Origin of the sequence: Pseudomonas marginalis (assembly GCF_001645105.1) — a bacterium.
GTDB classification, from domain to species: domain Bacteria; phylum Pseudomonadota; class Gammaproteobacteria; order Pseudomonadales; family Pseudomonadaceae; genus Aquipseudomonas; species Aquipseudomonas petroselini.
Window position 1 is genome coordinate 122,335 of record NZ_LKEG01000053.1, and the last position, 23,867, is coordinate 146,201.

The 23,867-nt window shown below is 60.4% G+C and carries 20 protein-coding genes; 10 read left to right on the top strand and 10 right to left on the bottom strand.

Annotated features, from left to right (window positions below; all coding sequences use genetic code 11):
* Positions 1–204 precede the first annotated feature (204 nt).
* A complete protein-coding gene (locus AO064_RS25445) occupies positions 205–1,332 on the bottom strand; it encodes a branched-chain amino acid ABC transporter substrate-binding protein (protein WP_064054995.1) in 1,128 nt (375 codons plus the stop codon).
* 341 nt (positions 1,333–1,673) lie between these two features.
* Here AO064_RS25445 and AO064_RS25450 point away from each other — a divergent pair, with 341 nt between their 5' ends.
* Positions 1,674–1,976, top strand: a complete 303-nt coding sequence (locus AO064_RS25450) for a DUF2288 domain-containing protein (protein WP_010212359.1) — start codon at positions 1,674–1,676, stop codon at positions 1,974–1,976.
* 305 nt (positions 1,977–2,281) lie between these two features.
* Here AO064_RS25450 and AO064_RS25455 read toward each other — a convergent pair whose 3' ends face one another.
* From AO064_RS25455 to AO064_RS25465, 3 genes are all read right to left on the bottom strand, one after another.
* Entirely contained in the window at positions 2,282–4,459 is a 2,178-nt protein-coding gene (locus tag AO064_RS25455) for a hypothetical protein (RefSeq protein WP_012722655.1), read from the bottom strand.
* A gap of 204 nt (positions 4,460–4,663) precedes the next feature.
* On the bottom strand, positions 4,664–6,928 hold the full coding sequence (locus tag AO064_RS25460; protein ID WP_064054996.1) for a putative bifunctional diguanylate cyclase/phosphodiesterase: 2,265 nt from the start codon (positions 6,926–6,928) through the stop codon (positions 4,664–4,666).
* 138 nt (positions 6,929–7,066) lie between these two features.
* A complete protein-coding gene (locus AO064_RS25465) occupies positions 7,067–7,432 on the bottom strand; it encodes a YkgJ family cysteine cluster protein (protein ID WP_012722657.1) in 366 nt (121 codons plus the stop codon).
* Positions 7,433–7,684: 252 nt separating this feature from the next.
* Between AO064_RS25465 and AO064_RS25470 the strand changes: the two genes are divergently transcribed.
* The gene (locus AO064_RS25470; RefSeq protein ID WP_064054997.1) at positions 7,685–9,031 is read left to right on the top strand and encodes a spinster family MFS transporter; all 1,347 of its coding nucleotides are present in this window, start codon (positions 7,685–7,687) and stop codon (positions 9,029–9,031) included.
* Positions 9,032–9,150: 119 nt separating this feature from the next.
* Here the strand turns inward: AO064_RS25470 and rapA are convergent, their stop codons facing one another.
* Positions 9,151–11,997 (bottom strand): RNA polymerase-associated protein RapA, encoded by a 2,847-nt coding sequence (rapA, locus tag AO064_RS25475; RefSeq protein WP_064054998.1) that lies wholly within the window; start codon positions 11,995–11,997, stop codon positions 9,151–9,153.
* 219 nt (positions 11,998–12,216) lie between these two features.
* Between rapA and AO064_RS25480 the strand changes: the two genes are divergently transcribed.
* The gene (locus AO064_RS25480) at positions 12,217–12,558 is read left to right on the top strand and encodes a hypothetical protein (protein ID WP_043204931.1); all 342 of its coding nucleotides are present in this window, start codon (positions 12,217–12,219) and stop codon (positions 12,556–12,558) included.
* Here AO064_RS25480 and AO064_RS25485 read toward each other — a convergent pair.
* The 3 genes from AO064_RS25485 to AO064_RS25495 form a co-directional block, all read right to left on the bottom strand.
* Complete coding sequence (locus AO064_RS25485) at positions 12,555–13,736, bottom strand: aminotransferase class V-fold PLP-dependent enzyme (protein ID WP_064054999.1); 1,182 nt, start codon at positions 13,734–13,736, stop codon at positions 12,555–12,557. The genes AO064_RS25480 and AO064_RS25485 overlap by 4 nt on opposite strands.
* Positions 13,733–14,203, bottom strand: coding sequence for a RidA family protein (locus tag AO064_RS25490; RefSeq protein WP_064055000.1), 471 nt, complete (start codon positions 14,201–14,203; stop codon positions 13,733–13,735). The genes AO064_RS25485 and AO064_RS25490 overlap by 4 nt, the downstream gene beginning before the upstream one ends.
* 90 nt (positions 14,204–14,293) lie before the next feature.
* Complete coding sequence (locus tag AO064_RS25495; protein WP_064055001.1) at positions 14,294–15,160, bottom strand: LysR substrate-binding domain-containing protein; 867 nt, start codon at positions 15,158–15,160, stop codon at positions 14,294–14,296.
* A 130-nt stretch (positions 15,161–15,290) separates the two neighbouring features.
* Between AO064_RS25495 and AO064_RS31000 the strand changes: the two genes are divergently transcribed.
* Together AO064_RS31000 and ccoM are read left to right on the top strand one after the other, a co-directional pair.
* On the top strand, positions 15,291–15,452 hold the full coding sequence (locus AO064_RS31000) for a hypothetical protein (RefSeq protein ID WP_017137225.1): 162 nt from the start codon (positions 15,291–15,293) through the stop codon (positions 15,450–15,452).
* A gap of 143 nt (positions 15,453–15,595) precedes the next feature.
* Entirely contained in the window at positions 15,596–15,712 is a 117-nt protein-coding gene (gene ccoM / locus AO064_RS31540) for a cytochrome c oxidase subunit CcoM (RefSeq protein ID WP_010212341.1), read from the top strand.
* 166 nt (positions 15,713–15,878) lie between these two features.
* Here ccoM and AO064_RS25500 read toward each other — a convergent pair whose 3' ends face one another.
* Together AO064_RS25500 and AO064_RS25505 are read right to left on the bottom strand one after the other, a co-directional pair.
* Positions 15,879–17,354 (bottom strand): inorganic phosphate transporter, encoded by a 1,476-nt coding sequence (locus tag AO064_RS25500; RefSeq protein ID WP_012722665.1) that lies wholly within the window; start codon positions 17,352–17,354, stop codon positions 15,879–15,881.
* Between the two features lie 314 nt (positions 17,355–17,668).
* Positions 17,669–17,869, bottom strand: coding sequence for a hypothetical protein (locus AO064_RS25505; protein WP_003189295.1), 201 nt, complete (start codon positions 17,867–17,869; stop codon positions 17,669–17,671).
* A gap of 563 nt (positions 17,870–18,432) precedes the next feature.
* Here AO064_RS25505 and pcaR point away from each other — a divergent pair.
* From pcaR to pcaF, 5 genes are all read left to right on the top strand, one after another.
* Positions 18,433–19,275 (top strand): pca regulon transcriptional regulator PcaR, encoded by an 843-nt coding sequence (gene pcaR, locus AO064_RS25510; RefSeq protein ID WP_012722667.1) that lies wholly within the window; start codon positions 18,433–18,435, stop codon positions 19,273–19,275.
* 145 nt (positions 19,276–19,420) lie between these two features.
* Positions 19,421–20,761, top strand: coding sequence for a 4-hydroxybenzoate transporter PcaK (gene pcaK / locus AO064_RS25515; RefSeq protein ID WP_012722668.1), 1,341 nt, complete (start codon positions 19,421–19,423; stop codon positions 20,759–20,761).
* Positions 20,762–21,018: 257 nt separating this feature from the next.
* Positions 21,019–21,876 (top strand): CoA transferase subunit A, encoded by an 858-nt coding sequence (locus AO064_RS25520; protein ID WP_010212331.1) that lies wholly within the window; start codon positions 21,019–21,021, stop codon positions 21,874–21,876.
* Positions 21,873–22,655 carry a CoA-transferase subunit beta gene (locus AO064_RS25525; protein ID WP_012722669.1) on the top strand — a complete coding sequence of 261 codons (783 nt, stop codon included), beginning with the start codon at positions 21,873–21,875 and terminating at the stop codon, positions 22,653–22,655. The genes AO064_RS25520 and AO064_RS25525 overlap by 4 nt, the downstream gene beginning before the upstream one ends.
* On the top strand, positions 22,652–23,854 hold the full coding sequence (gene pcaF / locus AO064_RS25530; protein WP_173390398.1) for a 3-oxoadipyl-CoA thiolase: 1,203 nt from the start codon (positions 22,652–22,654) through the stop codon (positions 23,852–23,854). Before AO064_RS25525 ends, pcaF begins: the two co-directional genes overlap by 4 nt.
* Positions 23,855–23,867 lie beyond the last annotated feature (13 nt).

The following is a 23,867-nucleotide window of genomic DNA, read 5'->3' on the forward strand; positions in this document are numbered from 1 at the left end:
GCATTTCACTGGTGGAGTCATGTTCCGGCCCCGTGCTGTGTTCTGTGAGCACATTTGCACAAAGCGTTTGCCAGCGAACCGCTGGTGACGGTTTTAAGATTTTCAGGTGAGCCAGCGCCCGGATCGCGGGTGTCAGGCCCATAAACCTCGTAAAACAAAGCCCACTGCTCTCACAGTGGGCTTGTTGGACCAGTAACGCCTGGCTTACTGAGGGGAAACTTCGGTTTTTGGTTTACCGAAGTGCCATTCGTAGACCACGAATTTGAAGTCCTTCAGGTCGCCCTTGGCGTCGAAGCTCAGGTCGCCGGTAGGGGTCTTGAAGGTGCCCGCGTGGATGGCTTCGGCCACTTTGGCGGTGTCTTCGCTTTTCGCGGCGGTGATGCCTGCAGCGATCACTTCAACAGCCGAGTAGGCTGGGAACACGAATGGACCGGTTGGGTCCTGCTTGTTCTTGGCGAACTCTTCAACGATGGCCTTGTTGGCCGGGTCGGTGTCGAAGGATTTCGGCAGGGTCACCAGCAGGCCTTCGGAAGCGCCCTGGGCGATTTGCGAGATGGAGTCGTTACCGACACCTTCTGGGCCCATGAACTTGGCGTTCAGGCCTTTTTCCTTGGCTTGGCGCAGGATCAGGCCCAGCTCAGGGTGGTAGCCGCCGTAGTAGACGAAGTCGACGTTGGCTTGCTTGAGTTTCTGGATGATCGAGGAGAAGTCTTTGTCGCCGGCGTTCAGGCCTTCGAAGACGGCAACCTTGGTGCCTTTTTTCTCTAGAGTCTGTTTGACGGCAGTGGCGATGCCTTCACCGTATTGCTGTTTGTCGTGCAGGACGGCAACGATTTTCGGCTTCACGTGGTCGGCGATGTAGTTGCCGGCCGCTGGGCCTTGCGCACTGTCCAGGCCGATGGTGCGGAAGATCAGCTTGTAGCCACGGGCGGTGATTTCCGGGCTGGTAGCCGCCGGGGTAATCATGATCACGCCTTCATCTTCATAGATGTCTGAGGCTGGCTGAGTGGAGCTGGAGCACAGGTGACCGACCACGAACTTGACGCCGTCGTTGACCACTTTGTTGGCGACGGCCACGGCTTGTTTTGGATCGCAAGCGTCGTCGTATTCCTTGGCTTCAAGCATTTTGCCGTCGACGCCGCCCTTGGCGTTGATGTCGGCGATGGCTTGCTTGGCACCCATGAATTGCATGTCGCCGTATTGCGTCACTGGGCCGGTCTTAGGCCCGGCGATGCCGATCTTGATGGTGTCGGCTGCGAACGAATGGCCGGCAACCCCAGCCAGGACCATAGCGGCAAACAGTTTGGAAATCTGCTTAGTAGCCTTATTCATAGTGCTCCACTCTTGCTGTTGTCTTTTTTATAGTTCTAGCGGCCTTGTGAGCTGCAGAACCGGATCAGATATCTCGGATATCCCCCCGGCAGTGCCCTGGCAACTGTACCGGTACAGTGTAGAGCGCCGGTTGATCGGTTGAAAAGCTGGCTGCTGGGGGCAAAAGCCGGGTGTGTCGCTTAAATGAAAGAAAAAGACAGAATTGCGGCGGGGTGATGCCAGAGTTTCGGGCAATCCTTGGCGTTCCTGACACTTTCTCTCGATGACTCATTTGCAACTGGGTTTTTCTGCTTGAGGCGTGACGCTATGATTGCGCCGATTTTTCCCCAAGGTGAACACCCATGACGCAAGAACCTAGCACCCTCTATGCCAAGCTGCTCGGAGAAACCGCCGAAATTTCCTGGAAGGAGCTTGAGCCGTTCTTTGCCAAGGGTGCCCTATTGTGGGTCGACGCCGGCCTGGATTTGATCGAGGCTGCCGAGGGAATGGCTGAGGACAACCGCGACAAAGTCGCTGCCTGGCTGGCCGCAGGGAGCCTTGGCGAGGTGTCTGCGACGCGGGCATTGGACCTGGTTGAACGTGATCCGAGCCTATGGGCGGTGGTGGTATCGCCGTGGATTCTGATCCAGGAAAGGGCAGTGTAAGAAAGGGCTGCACGAAAAAAGTGCGTGTTTTTTGCTGTGGCAAGTGTGTAGCGGAGTAACTGGTGACGCCGTGATGGCATGTTGCCGTGAAGAAAGGTCACAGGTGAGGGTGACGTGCACGGCATGGGAACAGTTAGGGCGCTGGCGGAATCGCTGCGCAATTGTTTCCAAGTGTGCCGGGACCGTAGATGTCTGTTGTCTGGACTGCCGCACTCGCCAGCAAGCCCGCACCGTTGACCGTGCGCATCCTGCAGAAATGCGCTCGACTGTAGGAGCGGGCTTGCTCGCGAAGAGGGCAACGCGGCCTAGGCGGTTTTACCGGTGTGGTTATTCAACGAAATAACCTTGGTCTTGCCAATGCGGTGACGATAAATCTCGCGCAGGTACTTGATCGCTTTCTTCACGCAGTCCCGTGACAGGCGAATGTCATTGATCGACACGAACTTGTCTTTGTCGTTGATCAGCTCGCGGTACTTCTTCTCATACATCGGCTTGATCGCGTACCAGTTGGTATCGAGGATCTTTGCCGGGTTTTCGAACTCGTTGAGCAACTCGTCGATGCGGTCTTCATCGAAGTCTTCGTGGATGATGAAGTCCAGGATCGAGTTGTCCAGCGTGTCATCGAAACGGTACGGGTTACGTGCAAAGCAGCGCTTGATAAAGGCCACGATCAACGTGAGGAAGTCATCCGACAGGCACGGGCTTTTCGCGATCAGGGTGGTCAACGACAGGTTGGCCGAGGCACCGATCACCAGCGCGTAGCGCTTGAGGGTGGTGTTGGGGAACAGGCTGTTGAGGTGGGTCTTGAGCCGGTTCAGGTCCATGTAGGACAGCTTGTAGTCCTTGGGCAGCGACACGATGGACACCACCGACGAGCAGTTCTTGAAGAAGTGCAGGTCATGCAGCGCGGCCGCGTCGTAGCCGGAGTTCTTGTACTGCTCCAGGGAGGCCTTGTAGCGCTTGGATTCAATCGGCAGCAAGCTGATGCCTTCGATGGCCTGGGTGACCTTGTTGAAGTGCGGCAGGTCGATGGAGCGGAAGAACAGGTCGTCGATGTTCAGGCGCTGGGGCTCTTTCTCGAAGACCTTGAATTTGTCATTCGACGGTGCCGGCGTTTCCGGGACTACGGACTCGGCGTAGGCAATCGCCACCGGGCCGGCCAGGCTCATGAACAGGTCATTGGCATCCAGGCGAATGGTTTCGCCGATGTCGATACCGGCGCGGCGGAAGTAGTTCTGGTCGTAGTCGGTGGTCACGGCCTGGGCCGTGAGGATGTTGAAGATCTGCTGGGAAATGTACTGGTTGGCGTGTTTTTCCATGGCATTGACGTCAATGTTCTGGATATTGCCGTCATCGCTTTCTTCGGCATAACGCATGATGTCGTTGGAGATCAGCATCATCGCGTTCCACGGCCGGATACGGCCCTTCACACTGGCTTCGCTGCTGTCTTCATTGGCGAAGTTGTACGAGAAATCCCATTCTTCCGACAGGTATTTGCACAGCAGCCGTCCGGCGTTGATGTGCAGCGCCTCGGACATTTCGCTGCGGTGGTCGGAGATATTCGGTAGCACACAAATGCCGCTGGTGAAGATCGGCTCGAACACAAAGGCGTGGCCGCTCTTGCTGTCGTGCTCATCGGCGGGCTTGGTGTCGAACGTCTTGTTCATGTACGAGTGCTGCTGGGCCAGGCCGAACTCCGAGGCCATGCCCGAGCCGGTACCGCCGCCGGCGCTGAAGATCGAGAAGTACAGGCGCGACTGGTTGGCCTTGATGCCGCAGGAGTCGATCAAATACGAGTGGATCATCTTCCAGTCGGGGCTGGAAAAACGCTGGGTGTCTTTGTTGAGGATGATCTTGGCCAGGTACTGGCCGAGGATCGGCGCGTTACCGGCGCCACCGGCGTGGACCTCCGACAGGTCCATGATTTTCATCTTGCTGTAGTCACGCAGGAAGCCGCTTTTCTCGCCCTTGCGCGAAAAACGGATGCGCCCGGCGATGTCCTTGTCCAGGTCGCCGAGCATCACCAGCGGTTCTACCAGGAACACCGGTTTGCTGGCCTTGCCGCTGCCCAGGCGCAGGTTGTTGCGGATCCACTGGGCCGGGCTGTAACCCTTGTCCTGTGATTTATCTTCGTTGCTGAACTCGTTCAAGTAGAACTTGCGGGCGTTGTACACCAGCTCCGCTACATCCAGCGCGATGTTCGAACCGCAACGGCCCAGGCCGATCAGGCACACCGACGGGAATTCCTGCTCGGTGCGCGGATCGCTGTCGCCTTCCAGGTGGGGCGGGCGAGGGAACACCATGTCGCGCAGGCCATCGAGGTTGTCGAGGATGCGGTCGGTATTGGTTTCGGTGAAATACAGGTATTGCTGAGTGGCCAGCGGGCGGGCGGTGCTCAATGACTTTGAACCTGAGGGTTTTTCCGCAGGAGCTGGGAGCAACACGTCGGATACCACGGTGGCAGAGTTATTTTTAGAAGTCATTGTGCGCCATGTGCCTGGGCGGATGGCTGGAAAGTATCAAATGGCCATCACGGAATGGGAGTTCGCGACTTTGCAGTGCGTCCTTGTCCGGGACGATCGGGCTTGACCCTGTTGTGCTCAGGGAAAACCTGGCCGGACTCTGATGAATCGGCCGTTCGTCGGCGTTCTTTAGGCAAATGATGGCGAAATGCCAAAGTTTAGGCGTCAGCGAATTGGCCTGACGATGGACGTGTTGCCTTTGCGCGTGGGAGCAGGCTCTTTCGGTGTGCTGCTGTCTTTGGCGCCCACCAGGCTGTGCGGATAGAGTGGGTTGCGCAGGTTGATACCCTGCATGACACCGATGATGTCGCTGGCGGGCACTGCCGGGCTCAAGAGGTAGCCTTGGACGAAATCACAGCCATGCTTGAGCAACAGCTCGAACTGCGCCTGGGTTTCCACGCCTTCGGTGACGACCTCCAGGTGCAGGGTATGGGCCATGCCAATAATCGCCTGGACAATCTCGATATCGGCGGTGGACTTGGGAATGTCCTGGATAAACGAGCGGTCGATCTTCAAGGTGTTGAGGGGAAGGCGCTTGAGGTAGGCCAGGGACGAGTAACCGGTACCAAAGTCGTCGATGGCCAGCGACACGCCTAGCGCGCGGATTTGCCGCAGCAGCGCCAGGGTGCTGCTGATGTTGCCCATCAGCGCATTTTCGGTGACTTCCAGTTCCAGGCGGTTGGCGGCAATTGCACTGAAACGCAGCGCATCCTCGATTTCGTCCGCCAGTTCATCCCGGGCCAGGTTAAGGGCCGAGCAGTTCACCGCCATGGTCAATTCGGTATAGCCCCGGTCAGACAGCAGGCTCAGGTCATGACAGGCTTGGCGCAGCACCCAGTGGTCCAATTCGGCAATCAGCCCGTTGCTTTCGGCGATACCGATAAACCGGTCCGGCGCCAGCAGCCCATGCTGTGGGTGTTGCCAGCGCACCAGGGCTTCCAGCCGTGTGACCTTGCCCAGTTTCATGTCAAAGATCGGTTGGTAGAACAGCACCAGTTGGTTACGGGTGCGCAGGGCGCCGCGCAGTTCTTCTTCCAGTTGCAGTTCGAGGAAGGCTCGGGTTTTCAGGTTGGAACTGAAGAAGTTCAGGCTGTTGCGCCCGGCGTCCTTGGACTGGTAGAGCGCCAGGTCGGCGGTTTTGAGCAACTCTTCGCAGGTCAGGCCGTCATCGGGATACAGGCTGATGCCGATGCTGGTGGTCATCACCATACGGCGGCCGGCCAGTTCGATGGGCTCCTTCATCTGTTGCATGATGCGCTGGGCCAGGTGCCGGGCTTCGTCGCGGTGATGAATGCTGATCAGAATGCAGAATTCATCACCGCCAAACCGCGCCACCACATCCGCATGGCTGCGCACCGAGCCCTTGATATGCCCGGCCAGCACGGTGAGTAATTGGTCACCGGCGTCATGCCCGAGGCTGTCATTGATGCGCTTGAAGTGGTCGATATCGAGGAAGATCACCGCCATCATCCCGTTTGACGCGGCTTTTTCGGCGAGTTTTTCCGCGAAGATCTGATTGAAACCCCGCCGATTGAGCAGGCTGGTCAAGGCATCGTAATGGGCTACCTGTTGCAGCGAGGCGCGGGCCTGGTCCAGTTCGCTGAGCAGGGCATTGACCCGGCGCAGGTCGCGTTCTTTGTGTTGCAGCTTCTTGTCGGCCAGGGCGGCGCTGATGCTGCTGCCAATGACCAGCAGGGTGATGACCGCCACCGACAAGCCCAGTTGAATGGGGTTGTTATCCGAAGGCAGTGAGAGGTCAGCGCCGGCGGGGACGATCAACTGCAGGGCCGCCATGCCCGTAAAATGCATGCTCAGGATTCCCGCGCCCAGGACCAGGCTGGCGGCGTATTTGAGCAGTTGATGAAACACGCCGGTGCCCGTGCGCAAGTAACTGGACAGCAACAACGCGGCCAGGCTCGCCCCCATGGCGATGCCCACCGAGGCCAGGAACAATCCCGAGTCGAAATACAGTTGGGCCTGGGAACGCATGGCCGACATGCCCACGTAGTGCATCAAGGCGATGCCGATCCCCATCCATATAGACGCCAGCACATACTGGTGAAAGCGTAGGCTGGAATGACTGAGCGTTTGCATGGCAAACAGCGACGCGATCAGGGCGATCATCAAGGACGCGAACGTCATCAACAGGTCGTAGTGAATCGCGATTGGCGCCTGGAAGGCCAGCATGCTGATGAAGTGAGTGGACCAGATCCCGCCGGCCAGGCAGCCAGCGCCGAGCCAGCGCCAGTGGCGTCTTGCGGTAGGGTCCTCGACGTGGCCGACGCGCTCGGCCATGTCCAGCGTGCCGAAACCCGCCGCGCAAGCGACCAGGTAGGCCAGCAGTACCAGGAAGGGGTTATGACTGCAATTGAGTAATAAGTGCCCGCTCTCTGGAAGTGCGGTAAAAAAATGCAGACCTAGCCATTCCATAGCATGTCCCGTCATAGAGTCACGTCACTGCCTACGGCGATGACCTATGAGGTCCAGTATAGAAGCCTCGCGGAATTTGCCACGAATAATGGCATTTTGCTGTGAACCATTTTGGCATGCCTCCCATAGCGTTTGATGCTAAGCGCTGATGGGCAGTGTCAACTCGAAGGGGGCTTCCAGGGGGGCCAGGCCAAACGCTGCGCGTGCGGCATCGCAATCGACGTTTTGTACGCCTTGGTACCACGAGGACTCGAATTCGCGGCATACGCTCGAACGCTGCTCGTAGATCGTGCAACGGGTGGCCTGGCCCACTTCACCCTCAAGGCTGCAGCAGCGCGCAGGTTTCTGGTCGGTGCCGATCATTGCCACGCGGGTCGGGTTGATCTGCACCACCAAGTCATCGGGCACCGTGCCTCCCGACGAGGCGCATTCACCCCAGAAGAAAGACACACGAAAGTGTGAACAACAGGCACCGCAATTCAGACACGGACTGGCTTCGGACATGGGCGTCATCGATAAGAAAAGTAGAATGGGGTGTTACAGGAAGGCTCGCCATTCTATCCGTGCCATGGCCATTGGGAAGAGGGGGCAGAACTTATATTTTCCGTAGGGAAAGTCCCAGGATGCTGGGTGAAATCATGCCCTATCAGCTTTACGAATCATTACAGACAAGCCTCGCCCGCCTGACTATGTTGCAGGTACCGGGCAGGATGCATCGGGCATCGCAGCTCTCATAACAATAAAAGAGACGGACCCATGCAGAACTCGACCCAAGCGGCGAATGCCTGGCGCATTCTGTTCCTGCTGTTCCTCGCCAACCTGTTCAACTTCTTCGATCGCACCATTCCCGCGATCATCATCGAGCCAATCCGTATGGAATGGCACCTGAGTGACTTCCAGCTCGGCATCATCGGCACCGCTTTCACCATCGTCTACGCCATTGCTGGCCTGCCGCTCGGGCGACTGGCCGATACCGGCTCGCGCAGCAAACTGATGGGGTGGGGCCTGTTCGCCTGGAGCGGGCTGACGGCGGTGAACGGTCTGGTCGGCAGTTTTTGGACGTTTTTGCTGGTGCGCATGGGCATTGGCATTGGCGAAGCCAGCTATGCGCCAGCCGCCAACTCATTGATTGGCGACCTGTTCCCGGCGCACCGCCGCGCGCGGGCCATGGGGATTTTCATGCTGGGGCTGCCCTTGGGGCTGTTGCTGGCGTTCTTTACCATCGGTTGGATGGTCAAGGCGTTCGACAGCTGGCGAGCACCGTTCTTTATCGCGGCGGTGCCGGGGATGATCCTTGCTGTGTTCATGTTCTATATCAAGGAGCCCAAGCGCGGCGCGGCGGAAACCGTGCAGGTCTCCCAGGAACGCGTCGACCGCCCGATCCGTCGCGTGCTGGCGGTGCCGACCTTCCTGTGGCTGGTGCTGGCCGGGTTGTGCTTCAACTTCGCGACCTATGCCTGCAACTCATTCCTGGTGCCGATGTTGCAGCGTTATTTCCTGATGCCGTTGCAGGATGCCGCCGTGGCAACCGGGGTGATCGTCGGCCTGACCGGCCTGGTGGGCCTGACCCTGGGTGGCTGGATCGCCGACAAGATCCATCAGCGTGTCGCCAACGGCCGGCTGCTGTTCGCCGCGTTCAGCCTGATCATCTCCACCGTGACCACGGCCTGGGCGTTGCACGCCGGGCGCATTGAGATTGGTGTGTTTGTGGCGCTGTTCAGTGTGGGCTGGCTGTTCGCCTATAACTTCTACACCTGCGTGTACACGGCGATCCAGGATGTGGTGGAACCGCGCCTGCGGGCCACGGCGATGGCGCTGTTTTTTGCCGGGCTGTATTTGTTGGGTGGCGGCATGGGGCCGATCGTTGTAGGGGGCTTGTCCGACCATTTTGCTCATTCGGCGATGTATGCGGCGGGGGCGGAGCAGATGACCGAGGCTTACAAGGCGGTGGGGTTGCATGACGCCATGTACCTGATTCCGGTGGCGTTGTTCCTGACCATGCTGTTTCTGTTCCAGGCGTCGCGCAGCTTTGTGCGGGATGCCAAGAAGATGAAAGAGGGGTTGAGCGGGGTGGAGGTACCTGCTGCGGCGGTTGCTGTTTGAGACCGCAGTGACGCCATCGGGGGCAAGCCCCCTCCCACATTTGACTGCGTTCACAAATCAACGTGTGGGAGGGGGCTTGCCCCCGATGAGGCCCTCAAGACAAAGAAAGAAGGTAGCTATTAACCGGCGACCAGAACCCGAATCGCTTCCAGTCGCAGCGCCGCCTTATCCAGCATGGCCAGGCCTTGCTCGCGTTGGGTGCGCAGGGCAACCAGCTCGCTGTCGCGTACGGTCGGGTTGACTGCTTGCAGCGCGGTCAGGCGCGCCAGTTCTTCGTCGGTGTCTGCCGCCAGGCGGCGTTTGGCCTCGGCTACGCGCTCGGCATGGCGTGGGGTGATCTTCTCTTCACCGGCGTTGATCCGCGGCGTCAGCTGGTCGCGCTGGGCCTGGATGAACTTGTTGGCGCTGGCACGTGGCACGCTTTCCAACTGGTCGTTGAGGGTTTCGAAGGTCACACGGCCGGACAGGTCGTTGCCATTGGTATCCAGCAGGCAGCGCAGGGCGGCCGGTGGCAGGTAGCGGCCCAGTTGCAGCGAGCGCGGGGCAACCACTTCGCTGACGTAGAGCAGTTCCAGCAACACGGTGCCCGGCTTGAGCGCCTTGTTCTTGATCAACGCCACGGCGGTGTTGCCCATTGAACCGGACAGCACCAGGTCCATGCCGCCCTGCACCATCGGGTGTTCCCAGGTGATGAACTGCATGTCTTCGCGCGACAGTGCCTGGTTACGGTCGTAGGTGATGGTCACGCCTTCGTCGTCGCCCAGAGGGAAGCTGGCGTCGAGCATTTTTTCGCTGGGCTTGAGGATCAGCGCGTTTTCGGAATGGTCTTCGCTGTCGATACCGAATGCGTCGAACAGGGTTTCCATGTAGATCGGCAGGGCGAACTGATCGTCTTGCTCGAGGATGTCTTCCACCAGCGCATCACCTTCGCCTGCGCCGCCGGAGTTGAGCTCCAGCAGACGGTCGCGGCCGGTGTGCAGCTCCTGTTCCAGACGCTCGCGCTCGGCACGGGCCTCGTCGATCAGGGCTTGCCACTCGCCGTCGTCGGCGTTTTCCAGCAGCGGCAGCAGGCGTGGGCCGAACTGATGCTGCAAGGCGTTGCCGGTCGGGCAGGTGTTGAGGAACGCGTTCAGCGCTTCGTGGTACCACTGGAACAGGCGCTCTTGCGGGCTGGTTTCCAGGTACGGCACGTGCAGTTCGATCACGTGTTTCTGGCCGATCCGGTCCAGACGGCCGATCCGCTGTTCCAGCAGGTCGGGGTGGGACGGCAGGTCGAACAGCACCAAGTGGTGGGAGAACTGGAAGTTACGGCCTTCACTGCCGATTTCCGAGCAGATCAGCACCTGGGCGCCGAACTCTTCATCGGCGAAGTAGGCGGCGGCGCGGTCACGCTCGAGGATGTTCATGCCCTCGTGGAACACCGTGGCCGGGATGCCGGAGCGCACGCGCAGGGCGTCTTCCAGGTCCATGGCGGTTTCGGCGTGGGCGCAGATCACCAGGACCTTGGTGCGCTTGAGCATTTTCAGCTGGTCGATCAGCCACTCGACCCGTGGGTCGAAGCGCCACCAGCGGTGTTCTTCTTCGACGTCAGGCTGCGACTGGAAGCTGACTTCCGGGTACAGCTCGGCGTGTTCGCCCAGCGGCAACTCCATGTACTCGTCCGGGTTCGGCAACGGGTAGGCGTGCAGCTTGCGCTCCGGGAAGCCTTGCACGGCGGCGCGGGTGTTGCGGAACAGCACGCGGCCGGTGCCGTGGCGGTCGAGCAGCTCACGCACCAGGCGTGCGCTGGCTTCGGTGTCGCCATCGTTGACGGCGGTCAGCAGTGCTTCGCCTTCATTGCCGAGGAAACCCTGGATAGTCTCGTGGGCCTTGGGGGACAAGCGGCCCTTGTCGAGCAACTCCTGCACGGCTTCGGCCACCGGGCGATAGTTCTCGCTCTCGGCGCGGAAGGCGTGCAGGTCGTGGAAACGGTTCGGGTCGAGCAGGCGCAGGCGCGCGAAGTGGCTGTCCTGGCCGAGTTGCTCGGGGGTAGCGGTGAGCAGCAGCACGCCGGGAATCACTTCGGCGAGTTGTTCGACCAGCGAATATTCGGCGCTGGCTTTGTCTTCATGCCACACCAAGTGGTGGGCTTCGTCGACCACCAACAGGTCCCAACCGGCCGCGAATAGCGCGTCCTGGGCCTTTTCGTCGTCGACCAGCCATTCCAGGGCCACCAGGGCCAACTGGGTGTCTTCGAACGGGTTGGTCGCATCGCTTTCGATAAAGCGCTCTTCATCGAACAGCGCGACCTGCAGGTTGAAGCGGCGGCGCATTTCCACCAGCCACTGGTGCTGCAGGTTTTCCGGTACCAGGATCAACACGCGGCTGGCGCGGCCTGACAGCAGTTGGCGATGGATCACCAGGCCGGCTTCGATGGTCTTGCCCAAGCCGACTTCGTCAGCCAGCAATACCCGTGGCGCGATACGGTCAGCGACTTCACGGGCGATGTGCAATTGGTGAGCGATAGGTTGCGCACGCACGCCACCCAGGCCCCACAACGAAGACTGCAATTGGCGGCTGGTGTGTTCCAGCGTGTGGTAACGCAGCGAGAACCAGGCCAGCGGGTCGATCTGCCCGGCGAACAGGCGGTCGCTGGCCAGGCGGAACTGAATGAAGTTGGACAGTTGGGTTTCCGGCAGGGTGACCTGCTCGTGCTGCCCATTGAGGCCGTGGTACACCAGCAGGCCGTCGACATCGTCGACTTCCTGCACGGTCATTTTCCAGCCTTCGAAATGGGTGATGGAGTCACCCGGCGAGAACCTCACGCGGGTGAGGGGCGCATTCCGTAGCGCATACTGGCGGGTGTCGCCAGTGGCCGGATAGAGCACGGTCAACAAGCGGCCGTCCTGTGCCAGAACGGTGCCTAACCCCAGCTCTGCTTCGCTGTCACTAATCCAGCGTTGCCCCGGTTGATACTGCTGCGCCATGCTGCCTGACTCCCGCCGTGAAAAAGCCGACTATCTTAACGGAACAAGCCCCCACGCCCAAGGACTCTGACAAAAACTACTCCTTGGGGGGGGCACATCGGAAGCTGAATCGACGGGTGGCGGGCACTTGCGAGTGTCGACTGGGTCACAGGTTGGCGAGCTTGCGCTCAAGTCACCCTGCAACCCGCCGACAGCCTGTTGATCAGGAGAATAATCACTATGCTGCCACCCATGCTGCCCGTCAGCGTTGTGCCGGTCACGTCACAACTCGATCCGGTACGTCAGAAGCCGGATATCCCGCCCGTGGTGCCAGTGCAACCGGGCTCCAACGAAAGCACCATCGATCTGAAAAAGGGCGATGCCGAGACGTCGACGTTTTTGCTGCGCGAAGAACAACGTCGCCAGCAGGAACAACAGAAACGCCGGCGTGAAGCCGAGGACGACCCGGAGCAGCACCTGGCCATTCCGGGGGATGTGCTCAACGCCGACAATACGGTGCCGGTGATACCGCTGATCGAAGATGCGCCACGCCAAGGCCTGTGGGTGGACGTCGAGGTTTAGTCATGCAGTGCCCGCAGGGCCGTTATCAGCACCTCGATCTCGTGTTCGGTATTGAGCGGGCTGACAGAAATCCGCGCCACGCTTTCAAGGCCCCGCGCCTGCATATCCAGCGGCGTATAGGCGACACCGTTGGCCCCGATGTTGATGCGCTTCAACCCCAGGCGCCGCTTGAGTTCAAAGGCGTCCCAACCCGCCAGGTTGAAGGCGATCAAGCCTGACTGGCGAGTGCCCAGGTTATGCAGGGTAATGCCCGGAACCCCACGCAACGCTTCGCGGATTCGCTCGCTGGTCTGCGAAACCCTTTCCCATAGGCGCTCGATTCCGAGCCTGTTCATCTCTTGCAACGCATTGCCCAGCCCCGCCAGCAAGGCGAAGGATGTTTCGCTGGTTTCAAAGCGCCGTGCGTCATGGCGCAGGTCGAACCCCTGGGCGGTCCAGGGCGCTGAAAACACGTCACGCTGAACAGGGTTCAAGCGCTCAAGAAAAGCCGGTCGCACATACAACAGCGCGGTGCCTCGTGGCCCACGCAGGTGTTTGCGTCCGGCTGACTTGAGCACGTCACAGTGCAGCGCTTGCACATCCACCGGCAGTTGGCCGACGGCTTGGCCGGCGTCGATGAAGTAGGGGATGGCGTGACGCCTGGCCACTTCGCCGATGGCCTGGGCGGGGTTGATCAGGCCGCCGTTGGCCGGGAGCCAGGTGAGGTCGATCAACTTCACGCGAGCGTCGATCATCGACTCCAGCGCCACTGGGCAGACTGCGCCGCTGTCGTCGCAGGGGATGACCTCCACCCGAGCGCCTGCTTGCACCGCCCCTTCCATGCTGGCCAGGTTACCGCCCCATTCGTGGCGGCCGACCAGAATGCGATCGCCCGGCTGCCAGGGCCCCAAGGCTTGGAACGCCATGCTCCAGGCGGTCGAGCCACTGCCGGCAAACGCGATGGATGAGACCGGGGCGTTAAGCAGTTGCGCGGCGGCACGGCGGGCTTTTTCCACCAAGACGGCGCCATGCTCGCCGGCTTCCATTGGGCCCTCGCGGGCTTCCCGTTGCAGGTGTTCGATGATTGCATCGAGGGTCGCCTGGCTCGGCAGCGAGGCACCGGCGTGGTTGAAGTGCACGATGCCGGACTGGCAACCAGGCGTGTTGTCCCGCAGGTGCTGAACGTCGAGCGGGCTCATGGGCGCAGCTCGAAAATGGCATCGACCTCCACCGCCACGCCGGCCGGCAGGCTGGAAACGCCCACGGCGGTGCGCACATGCCGGCCCTTTTCGCCAAGGGCGTTGACCAGCAAGTTGGAGGCGCCGTTGGCGACCACGCTCTGTTGTTTGAAGTCAGCGCCGCTGGCGATAAACACCCCCAGGCGCACGGTGCGTACCAGTCGTGAGAGGTCATCACCGAGGGCATCGCTCAACTGCCCCAGCAGGCCCAGGGCCGCGAGTTCTGCCGCGTGTGCGCCTTCCTCATCGCTGATGGACTCGCCCAACCGGCCGACGTAGGCCGGTTTGCCGTCCACCAGCGGAATCTGACCGGAGACAAACAGGTGGTTCTGGCTGACGACGTGGTTGATGTAATTGGCAATCGGCTGGCTGGGCGTAGGCAGTGCGAGGCCGAGGGCGTGCACGCGTTGGTGGAGGGAGTCGCTCATGATCAATCCTCTGGGGTCAGGAGGTTTCAGCATGTTGGCTGTATCGAAGGGCGACAAACGGATAGATCTCACGCGACCTATCGAAATAACTCACGCGTCGGCGCAGGCTTCCTGCAACCACTGGCTGAAACACGCGGCAGCTTCACTGGCGGGACCTTGAGGGGCGATGAGCCAGTAACCGATGTCACTGTGGTAGGGCGGCCAATCGAACGCTTCTACCAGGCTGCCGTCCTGCAGCCTGCGTTCGATCAGGCGATGACGGCCCATGGCGATGCCTTGGCCGGCCACGGCGGCTTCGACCACGATGTTGTAGTCGTGCAGCATCACGCGGGGATGGTGGGCGAGGTCGACCTGATAGTGCTCGGACCAATCGGTCCATTCAAAGGGGCGGTGTGACGTCGCCATCAGCAGCGGGCTGTCCTGCCGTACCTTGAACGCAGGGCTGCACACCGGGGAGATGACTTCCGGCATCAGTCGCGTGGCCTGCACGTCGGGCCAATCACCCTTGCCGTAGCGGATGGCCAGGTCGACCTCGGCGCCAGCGACGTTCGCGAGTTGAATGGCCGGCAATAGCTCCACCTGGATAGGGGGATAGCGATTGAGGAACCCAGCCAGACGCGGCGCCAGCCACAAGGTGGCGAAGGACGCCAGCAAGCCGATGCGTAACACGCTGGCGCTGGGGGTGGCCCGTTGGGCGCGGGTGGCCGCGGCGATGGCGTCGAGCGCCGGGCGGATTTCGTCGTAGTACTGTTGGCCGTCGGCGGTCAGGTCGATCGCGCGTGTGCGTCGGATAAACAGCGGTTTATCCAAGTACTGCTCAAGTTTTTGCACCTGGTGACTCAGGGCACTTTGGGTCACCGACAACTCGTTCGCGGCCTTGATAAAACTCAAATGCCGCGCCACGGCTTCGAAGGCGCGCAGGGCCAGCAACGGCGGAAGGTCCTTGTGCAGTGCCACCTGGGTGCGTCTCCGGGTCTGGAAAAGTAGCGATTTTGGGCGATGGCCTGCCTTTTGTCGCTGGCTGATTTGCCGTTGGGCGGGGGAGGCCGCATTATTGGGCCATTCCCTCCACGACGTAAGCCAAGCCATGAGTGAAGACGACAAGCTGATCGACCTGAATGCCGAACGCGCCAAGCGCGTGCATGACCTCAATGACAAGCGCCTGAATGAAGTGCGCCAGGCCTTCGAACAGGCAATGCCGCTGGGTAAAGTGAAGAAAAAACCGAAGAACAAACCGAAAAAGCGTTGAAACAGCCTGCATCCATTGATGCAGGTCAGTTATTGCCCTTCTTTACGCTCCGTCGTGGGCGACATTGATCCCCGTCAATTTTCCAATCCGCCTTCTGCATTAACTTAGCCCTATCGCAACAGGGCAAGTGCAGGAGGCCGGTCATGTTTATCGATAATGTGGTGTTTGCCGGAGTGCTGACTGTGAGCCTCATGGTGATGTTTTTTGTAGGGTTTGGAATTTTTATCTGGAAAGACGCGAACAAGCGTAAAAAACCATAGGTTTTTCCGGGTTACATGAGCACGCAAGGCATTTTGGGCGACTTCGGTCGCCCTTTTTTTTGCCTGCGATTTGATAATCAACACAGGGACAATAGGTGGGTTTGGAATTGGGCAATAAAAAAGGTGCGAGCCTCGCGGATCGCACCTTTTTTAGTGCAAGCGGCTATCAGCTGCCGAGTGCCTTGGACGCCAACCAGAACAACCCGGCCGATAGGGCCACGGTGGCTGGCAGGGTCAGCACCCAGGCCATCAGGATGGTTTTAACGGTGCCGCCTTGCAGGCCGCTTTTATTGGCGACCATGGTACCGGCCACACCCGACGACAGCACGTGGGTGGTGGACACCGGCAGTGCGAAGATATTAGCAAAGCCAATCATGGTCGCGGTGGTGATCTGCGCCGACATGCCTTGGGCATAGGTCATGCCCTGCTTGCCGATCTTCTCGCCGATGGTCAGTACCACACGCTTCCAGCCCACCATGGTGCCCAGGCCCAAGGCCAGTGCGACGGCGAGGATTACCCAGAACGGTGCGTATTCGGTTGTGGCGGTCAGGTCTTTGCGCAACTTGTCGAGGTCGGACTTCTCACGTGCCGGCAGGCCTGGCAATTTGCCGACTTTCTTCGCGGTGTCGTCCAGGCAGAGCAGGTAGCGACGTACTTCGATACGGTGATCGGCCGTCAGCGAATGGTAGTCGGAGACACCTTTCAACGTACCCAGCAACGCATTGATGGTCGGCTCGGTCTGTTGCGGGTTGCAACGGAATTTGCCCGGCAGGTCGTCCTTCACGCTTTTGCCCAAGGCCAGGAATTCACCCAGGGTCTCATGGTTGCGCTGGTAGAACTGGTTCAGGTGCAAGGTGGCGTCGCGGGTACGCTCGATCTGGTAGGTGGTGCTGCCCAGGTCGAGTACGAACTGCGCCGGCACGATACCGATCAGCACCAGCATGATCAGGCCGATGCCTTTCTGACCGTCGTTGGAGCCGTGCACGAAACTCACGGCCATGGCGGAAATCACCAGGACCAGGCGGTTCCAGAACGGTGGATGCTTCTTGTCATCAAGCTTGCGGCGCTGGTCCGGGGTCTTGTGCATCTTGGACAGCGGACGCCACCACTTCAGGCCGAGCAGCACCAGGGCTGCGACCAGGAAGCCGGCCATCGGCGAGAACACCAGCGATGCGCCGATATCCACCGCTTTCTGCCAGTTCACACCGTCAGCCAGGGGGATGTCGTTGATCAGGGCATTGGCCAGGCCGACACCGAGGATCGAGCCGATCAGGGTGTGGGAACTGGAGGCTGGGATGCCGAAGTACCAGGTGCCCAGGTTCCAGGTGATCGCTGCAGCCAATAAAGAGAAGACCATCGCCAAGCCATGGCCGGTGTTCACATTGATCAGCAGCTCCACCGGCAGCAAATGCACGATGGCGTAGGCGACACCGACACCACCGAGCAATACGCCGAGGAAGTTGAACACCCCGGAGAAGAACACGGCCAGGTGCGGCGGCATGGCTTTGGTATAGATGACTGTGGCCACCGCGTTAGCGGTGTCATGAAAGCCATTGATGAACTCGAAGGCGAGGACAAAGGCCAGGGCGAGCAGCAGGCTCACGAGAACCCAAGCATCCAGTCCGCTGAATAAATCGATCATGAAGGTTTTCTGACCCGGTCGTAAGGGGGCGCGATTATGCCAGAAAACCTCAGTAATCGATGCACTAGCTGCTCATCGGTAAGCATCTTCCCTGAAAAAAACCTCGGTAAAGGGGTGCATCCCAGGGTTTTCGGGGCTTTGGCAAGTCTTTGATTTATAAAGCAGAGGGGCCGCAGGGCGGGTGATTGTCACAAAATCGTCACGCCAGAAACATTTGTATGAAATTTTACTGTTAGTAGTGGGATGCAGGCTTGCTGACTGCTAGCTATGTGCCAGCAGTCAAGGCCAGAACCTTGAGGGTCAAACCGAATCGCTTATGGCTCTTCGGTTTTGAGTTCCTGTTCAATCTTTTGGATTTCCTGGGCAAATGCCTGGTCGAGCAGGCTGGCTCGTTTGCGCCATGGTTTGCGTTCAGGTTCAGGCTGGGCGGCGTAGGTGGTGACTTCCCCGCCGTAAACGTCCTTGTAACGTTGCTCCTGGCGCTCAAGTTCCGCGCGCAGTTCATCTTTCGTCACATTGTTACCTAATTGAGTTGAGTGTAAATACGTTGCAGCGTTATGCCGGAATGCGCCCTCGGGGTGTTTCAAGTTGACCCGTGGAAACGTTCAACTTTGGACCCTGCAGGGGCGGCACTTGTTTAGTGCAGACATTCGAGACAGATAGTTGCGACCAATAATGCACGGCCTGCGCATCATCGAGTGGGCGCCGGTTCCGATACTGCAAACCGGGCGAACCTGCGCATAGAGTGCATTATAGCGATGCATTTGAATAACACTATCGGCATAAAGTTAAAAACCGTCAACTTTGTGTGAGCGTTTTGTTACACGGATGCGCCGGTAATTGCGCAAATTCTGGCGTCATAAATTCCACCTAACTTCAGGCATTATGTTAGCCGCTCTTTTAATGTCACTGCAGTCGTGCAGCCTGGCATGGCTGGGTGCCAGAAAATTGCGATAATCGAATGATCGTCCGATAATCGCACAATGTTATCGGCACTGTCTTGTGCAGGCCGGCTGACGCGGCTTGTAATAGCCATCTAACCTCCCCAGCGGTCGACAATAAGAGAAAGGATCCCGACATGAACGATCAATTGCGCAACTCTTTCGCGTCAGCGGCGCCGCCGATCGTTGCCTCTCCGGCCAAGCGTATCCAAGCGTTTACCGGTGATCCGGACTTCATGACCTCCCTGGCCCGTGGCCTGGCCGTGGTGCAGGCGTTCCAGGAGCGCAAGCGCCACCTCACCATCGCCCAGATCAGCCACCGAACGGAAATCCCCCGCGCCGCCGTGCGCCGTTGCCTGCACACCTTGATCAAGCTCGGTTACGCCACCACCGACGGGCGGACCTATTCGCTATTGCCCAAAGTCCTGACCCTGGGCCATGCCTACCTGTCGTCCACACCGCTGGCGGTGTCGGCCCAGCCCTACCTGGATCGCATGAGCGAGCAGCTCCACGAAGCCTGCAACATGGCGACACTCGAGGGTGACGACATCCTCTATATCGCCCGTTCGGCCACCACCCAGCGCCTGATTTCCGTGGACCTGTCGGTGGGAGGGCGGCTGCCGGCCTACTGCACCTCCATGGGCCGCATTTTGCTCGCGGCGTTGGACGATGCCTCGTTGCAGGACTACCTCGACCACGCCGACCTGCAAACCAAGACCAGCCGCACCCTCACCACGCCCGAGGCGCTGTTCGAATGCCTGCAACAAGTGCGTCAACAGGGCTGGTGCATCGTCGACCAGGAACTGGAGCAGGGCCTGCGTTCCATTGCGGTGCCGGTCTACGACGCGTCGGGCCAGGTGTTGGCCGCGCTGAACGTCAGCACCCATGCCGGGCGTGTCAGCCGCAGTGAGCTGGAACAGCGCTTCCTGCCGAGCATGCTCAGTGCCAGCCGCGAGTTGAGTGCGCAGCTGTTTGCCTAAGCTGTTCGGTGACCGCACAGAACCCGGGTTGATGAATTGACGGTATTTCCCCTGGCTTATTAATGTGCGGCAGCGCTCGAAGGGGCGCCGAATAATAACGACGGCCCCAGGTCGTCAGCCCGCCATCGGTGTGGAAATAAAAATAATGAATCAGCCCTCTGTCGGTACTCCGTTGGACGTCCAGTCCTTCATCAATACCCAGCCTCTGTCACGTTATCAGTGGCGCGTGGTGATCCTGTGTTTCCTGATTGTTTTCCTTGATGGCCTCGACACCGCCGCCATGGGCTTTATCGCGCCTGCATTGTCCCAGGACTGGGGCATCGACCGCGCCAGCCTCGGCCCGGTGATGAGCGCCGCATTGATCGGCATGGTGTTCGGCGCGCTGGGCTCCGGCCCGCTGGCGGATCGTTTCGGGCGCAAAGTGGTGCTGGTGGGGGCGGTGCTGGTGTTTGGCGCGTTCAGCCTGGCGTCGGCCTACAGCAGTAACGTCGATCAGTTGCTGGTGCTGCGCTTTCTCACCGGGCTGGGCCTGGGCGCCGGCATGCCGAATGCCACGACCCTGCTGTCCGAATACACCCCGGAACGTCACAAGTCGTTGCTGGTGACCAGCATGTTCTGCGGCTTCAACCTGGGCATGGCCGGCGGCGGGTTTATCTCGGCCAAGCTGATCCCGGCGTTCGGCTGGCACAGCCTGCTGCTGATCGGCGGCGTCCTGCCATTGATCCTGGCGTTGGTGTTGCTGGTGTGGCTGCCCGAATCGGCGCGTTACCTGGTGGTGCGCAATCGGGGGACCGACAAGGTGCGCAAAACCCTGTCACCCATCGAGCCCTCCATCGTCGCCCAGGCCACCCATTTCAGCGTGCCCGAGCAGAAAACCGTCAAGGCCCGTAACGTATTCGCGGTGATCTTTTCCGGTACCTACAGTGCCGGCACCTTGCTGTTGTGGCTGACCTACTTCATGGGCCTGGTGATCGTTTACCTGCTCACCAGCTGGCTGCCGACCCTGATGCGCGACAGCGGCGCCAGCATGGAGCAGGCGGCATTTATCGGCGCATTGTTCCAGTTCGGTGGTGTGTTGAGTGCAGTGGGTGTGGGGTGGGCGATGGACCGATTCAACCCGCACAAGGTCATCGGCACGTTCTACCTGTTGGCCGGGGTGTTTGCCTATGCGGTGGGGCAGAGCCTGGGCAATATCACCTTGCTTGCCACCCTGGTGCTGATCGCCGGCATGTGTGTCAACGGTGCGCAATCGGCGATGCCGTCCCTGGCCGCACGCTTCTACCCGACCCAAGGCCGCGCCACCGGCGTGTCGTGGATGCTCGGCATCGGTCGCTTCGGCGCGATCCTGGGGGCATGGATGGGCGCGACCTTGCTGGGGCTGGGCTGGAACTTCGAGCAGGTGCTGACGGCGTTGGTGATTCCGGCCGCGTTGGCCACGGCCGCTGTCGTGATCAAAGGCATGGTCAGCCACGCTGACGCCACCTGAGGCCTGTGGGAGGGGGGCTTGCCCCCGATAGCAGTGGGTAAGCCAACACATCTCGTGGCTGATACACCGCTATCGGGGGCAAGCCCCCTCCCACATTGATTGAGCGTTGTCTGAATGATTAGCGAGATAACAATTTGTTCGATAATCGAACGCTGAGTCGATTATCGGATTGTTTGGCCCGTTTCCCCGGCTTAATCTTCAAGCACTTCGGCGCCACCTCAGCGCCTTTTTCGATCCACACCGGGAGCCCGAACCCCATGGCTGAAATCCTCGCGCTGCGTGACGCGGTGAAGCAATTTGTGAACGACGGCGATACCGTCGCTCTGGAAGGCTTTACCCATCTGATCCCTACGGCAGCGGGTCATGAAATCATTCGTCAGGGCAAGAAAGACCTGACGCTGGTGCGTATGACGCCTGACCTGATCTACGACCAGTTGATCGGAGCCGGCTGCGCCCGCAAGCTGATTTTCTCCTGGGGCGGCAACCCGGGTGTGGGCTCCCTGCATCGCCTGCGCGACGCGGTCGAGAAGCAATGGCCGCAACCGTTGGAAATTGAAGAGCACAGCCATGCCGACCTGGCCAATGCCTATGTCGCGGGTGCCTCGGGCCTGCCGTTCGCGGTACTGCGCGCCTACGCCGGTTCCGACCTGCCCAAGGTCAACCCGCTGATCAAGACCGTGACCTGCCCGTTCACCGGTGAAGTGCTGGCGGCGGTGCCGTCGGTGCGTCCGGACGTCACCGTGATCCACGCACAAAAGGCCGACCGCAAAGGCAACGTGTTGCTCTGGGGCATCCTCGGCGTACAGAAGGAGGCGGCCCTGGCGGCCAAGCGCTGCATCGTCACGGTCGAAGAAATCGTCGATGACCTCAATGCACCGATGAACAGCTGCGTGCTGCCGACCTGGGCCCTGACTGCGGTGTGCCATGTACCGGGTGGCGCGCATCCGTCCTACGCCCACGGCTACAACGAACGCGACAACCGCTTCTATCAGGCGTGGGACCCAATCGCCCGCGACCGTGGGACCTTTACTGCGTGGATCAATGAATACATCCACGGCACTGCCGACTTCACCGAATTCCAGGCCAAGCTGGCCACCGCGCAGGAGGCCAAGTGATGGCTTACTCGACCAATGAAATGATGACCGTCGCCGCCGCGCGCCGCCTGAAGAACGGCTCCGTCTGCTTCGTCGGCATCGGCCTGCCGTCCAAGGCGGCCAACTTGGCGCGCCTGACCTCGTCGCCGGATGTGGTACTGATCTATGAGTCCGGCCCGATTGGCGCCAAGCCCTCGGTGCTGCCGCTGTCCATCGGCGATGGCGAGCTGGCGGAAACCGCGGACACCGTAGTGCCCACCGGTGAGATCTTTCGCTACTGGCTGCAAGGTGGACGCATTGACGTCGGCTTTCTCGGCGCGGCCCAGGTCGATCGTTTCGGCAACATCAACACCACAGTGGTCGGTGACTATCACCAACCCAAAGTGCGCCTGCCGGGTGCTGGCGGTGCGCCGGAGATCGCCGGTTCGGCCAAGAGCGTGCTGATCATCCTCAAGCAGTCGTCGCGTTCGTTTGTCGACAAGCTGGACTTCATCACCTCGGTTGGTCACGGCGAAGGCGGCGACTCGCGTAAACGCCTGGGTCTGCCGGGCGCCGGGCCTGTAGGGATTATTACCGATCTGTGCATCATGGAGCCGGAAGCGGGCACCCATGAGTTCGTGGTCACCGCGCTGCACCCTGGGGTCACCCGTGAGCAAGTGGTGGCTGCCACCGGTTGGGCCATTCGTTTTGCCGATCAGGTCGACACCACCGCCGAACCGACGGATGTTGAGCTGACTGCGCTGCGTGACCTTGAAGCACGCACCGCGGCCGCCCATGGCCAAGCACCGGGAGAAGCCTGATGCGCGATGTCTTTATCTGTGATGCCATTCGTACCCCCATCGGCCGTTTCGGGGGTGGCCTGTCCAGCGTGCGTGCCGATGACTTGGCCGCGCTGCCGATCAAGGCGCTGATCGAACGCAACCCGTCGGTGGACTGGAATGCGGTCGATGAAGTGTTCCTCGGCTGCGCCAACCAGGCCGGTGAAGACAACCGCAACGTGGCGCGCATGGCGCTGTTGCTGGCGGGCTTGCCGGACAGCGTTCCGGGCGTGACCCTCAACCGCTTGTGCGCCTCGGGCATGGACGCGATCGGCACGGCTTTCCGGGCGATTGCCAGCGGCGAAATGGAACTGGCGATTGCCGGTGGCGTCGAGTCGATGTCCCGTGCGCCCTTCGTCATGGGCAAGGCCGATGCGGCGTTCTCGCGCAACATGAAGCTGGAAGACACCACCATCGGCTGGCGTTTTATCAACCCCTTGATGAAAGAGCAGTACGGCGTGGATGCGATGCCGCAGACCGCTGACAATGTCGCCGACGATTACAAGGTGTCTCGCGCCGACCAGGACGCTTTTGCCCTGCGCAGCCAGCAACGCACCGCTGCGGCCCAGGCCGCCGGCTTTTTCGCCGAAGAAATCGTACCGGTGCGGGTCGCCCATAAAAAAGGCGAAACCGTGGTGGAACACGATGAGCACCCACGGGACACCACCCTGGAAGCCTTGGCCAAACTCAAACCGGTCAATGGCCCGGACAAGACCGTCACCGCCGGCAACGCTTCGGGTGTGAATGACGGTGCGGCAGCGCTGATCCTGGCCTCCGCCGAGGCCGTCAAGAAACACGGGCTGACCGCACGCGCCCGCGTATTGGGCATGGCCAGCGCCGGTGTTGCACCGCGTGTGATGGGCATCGGTCCGGTGCCCGCGGTGCGCAAACTGGTGGAGCGTCTCGGCCTGGCGGTCACTGATTTTGACGTCATCGAACTGAACGAAGCCTTCGCCAGCCAAGGCCTGGCGGTACTGCGCGAACTGGGCATCGCCGACGACGCTCCCCAGGTCAACCCGAACGGCGGCGCCATCGCCCTCGGCCACCCGCTGGGCATGAGCGGCGCGCGGCTGGTGCTGACCGCCCTGCATCAACTTGAGAAAACCGGCGGCCGTAAAGGCCTGGCGACCATGTGCGTGGGGGTAGGCCAAGGCCTGGCCCTGGCGATTGAACGCATCTAATAAGAGAGGATTG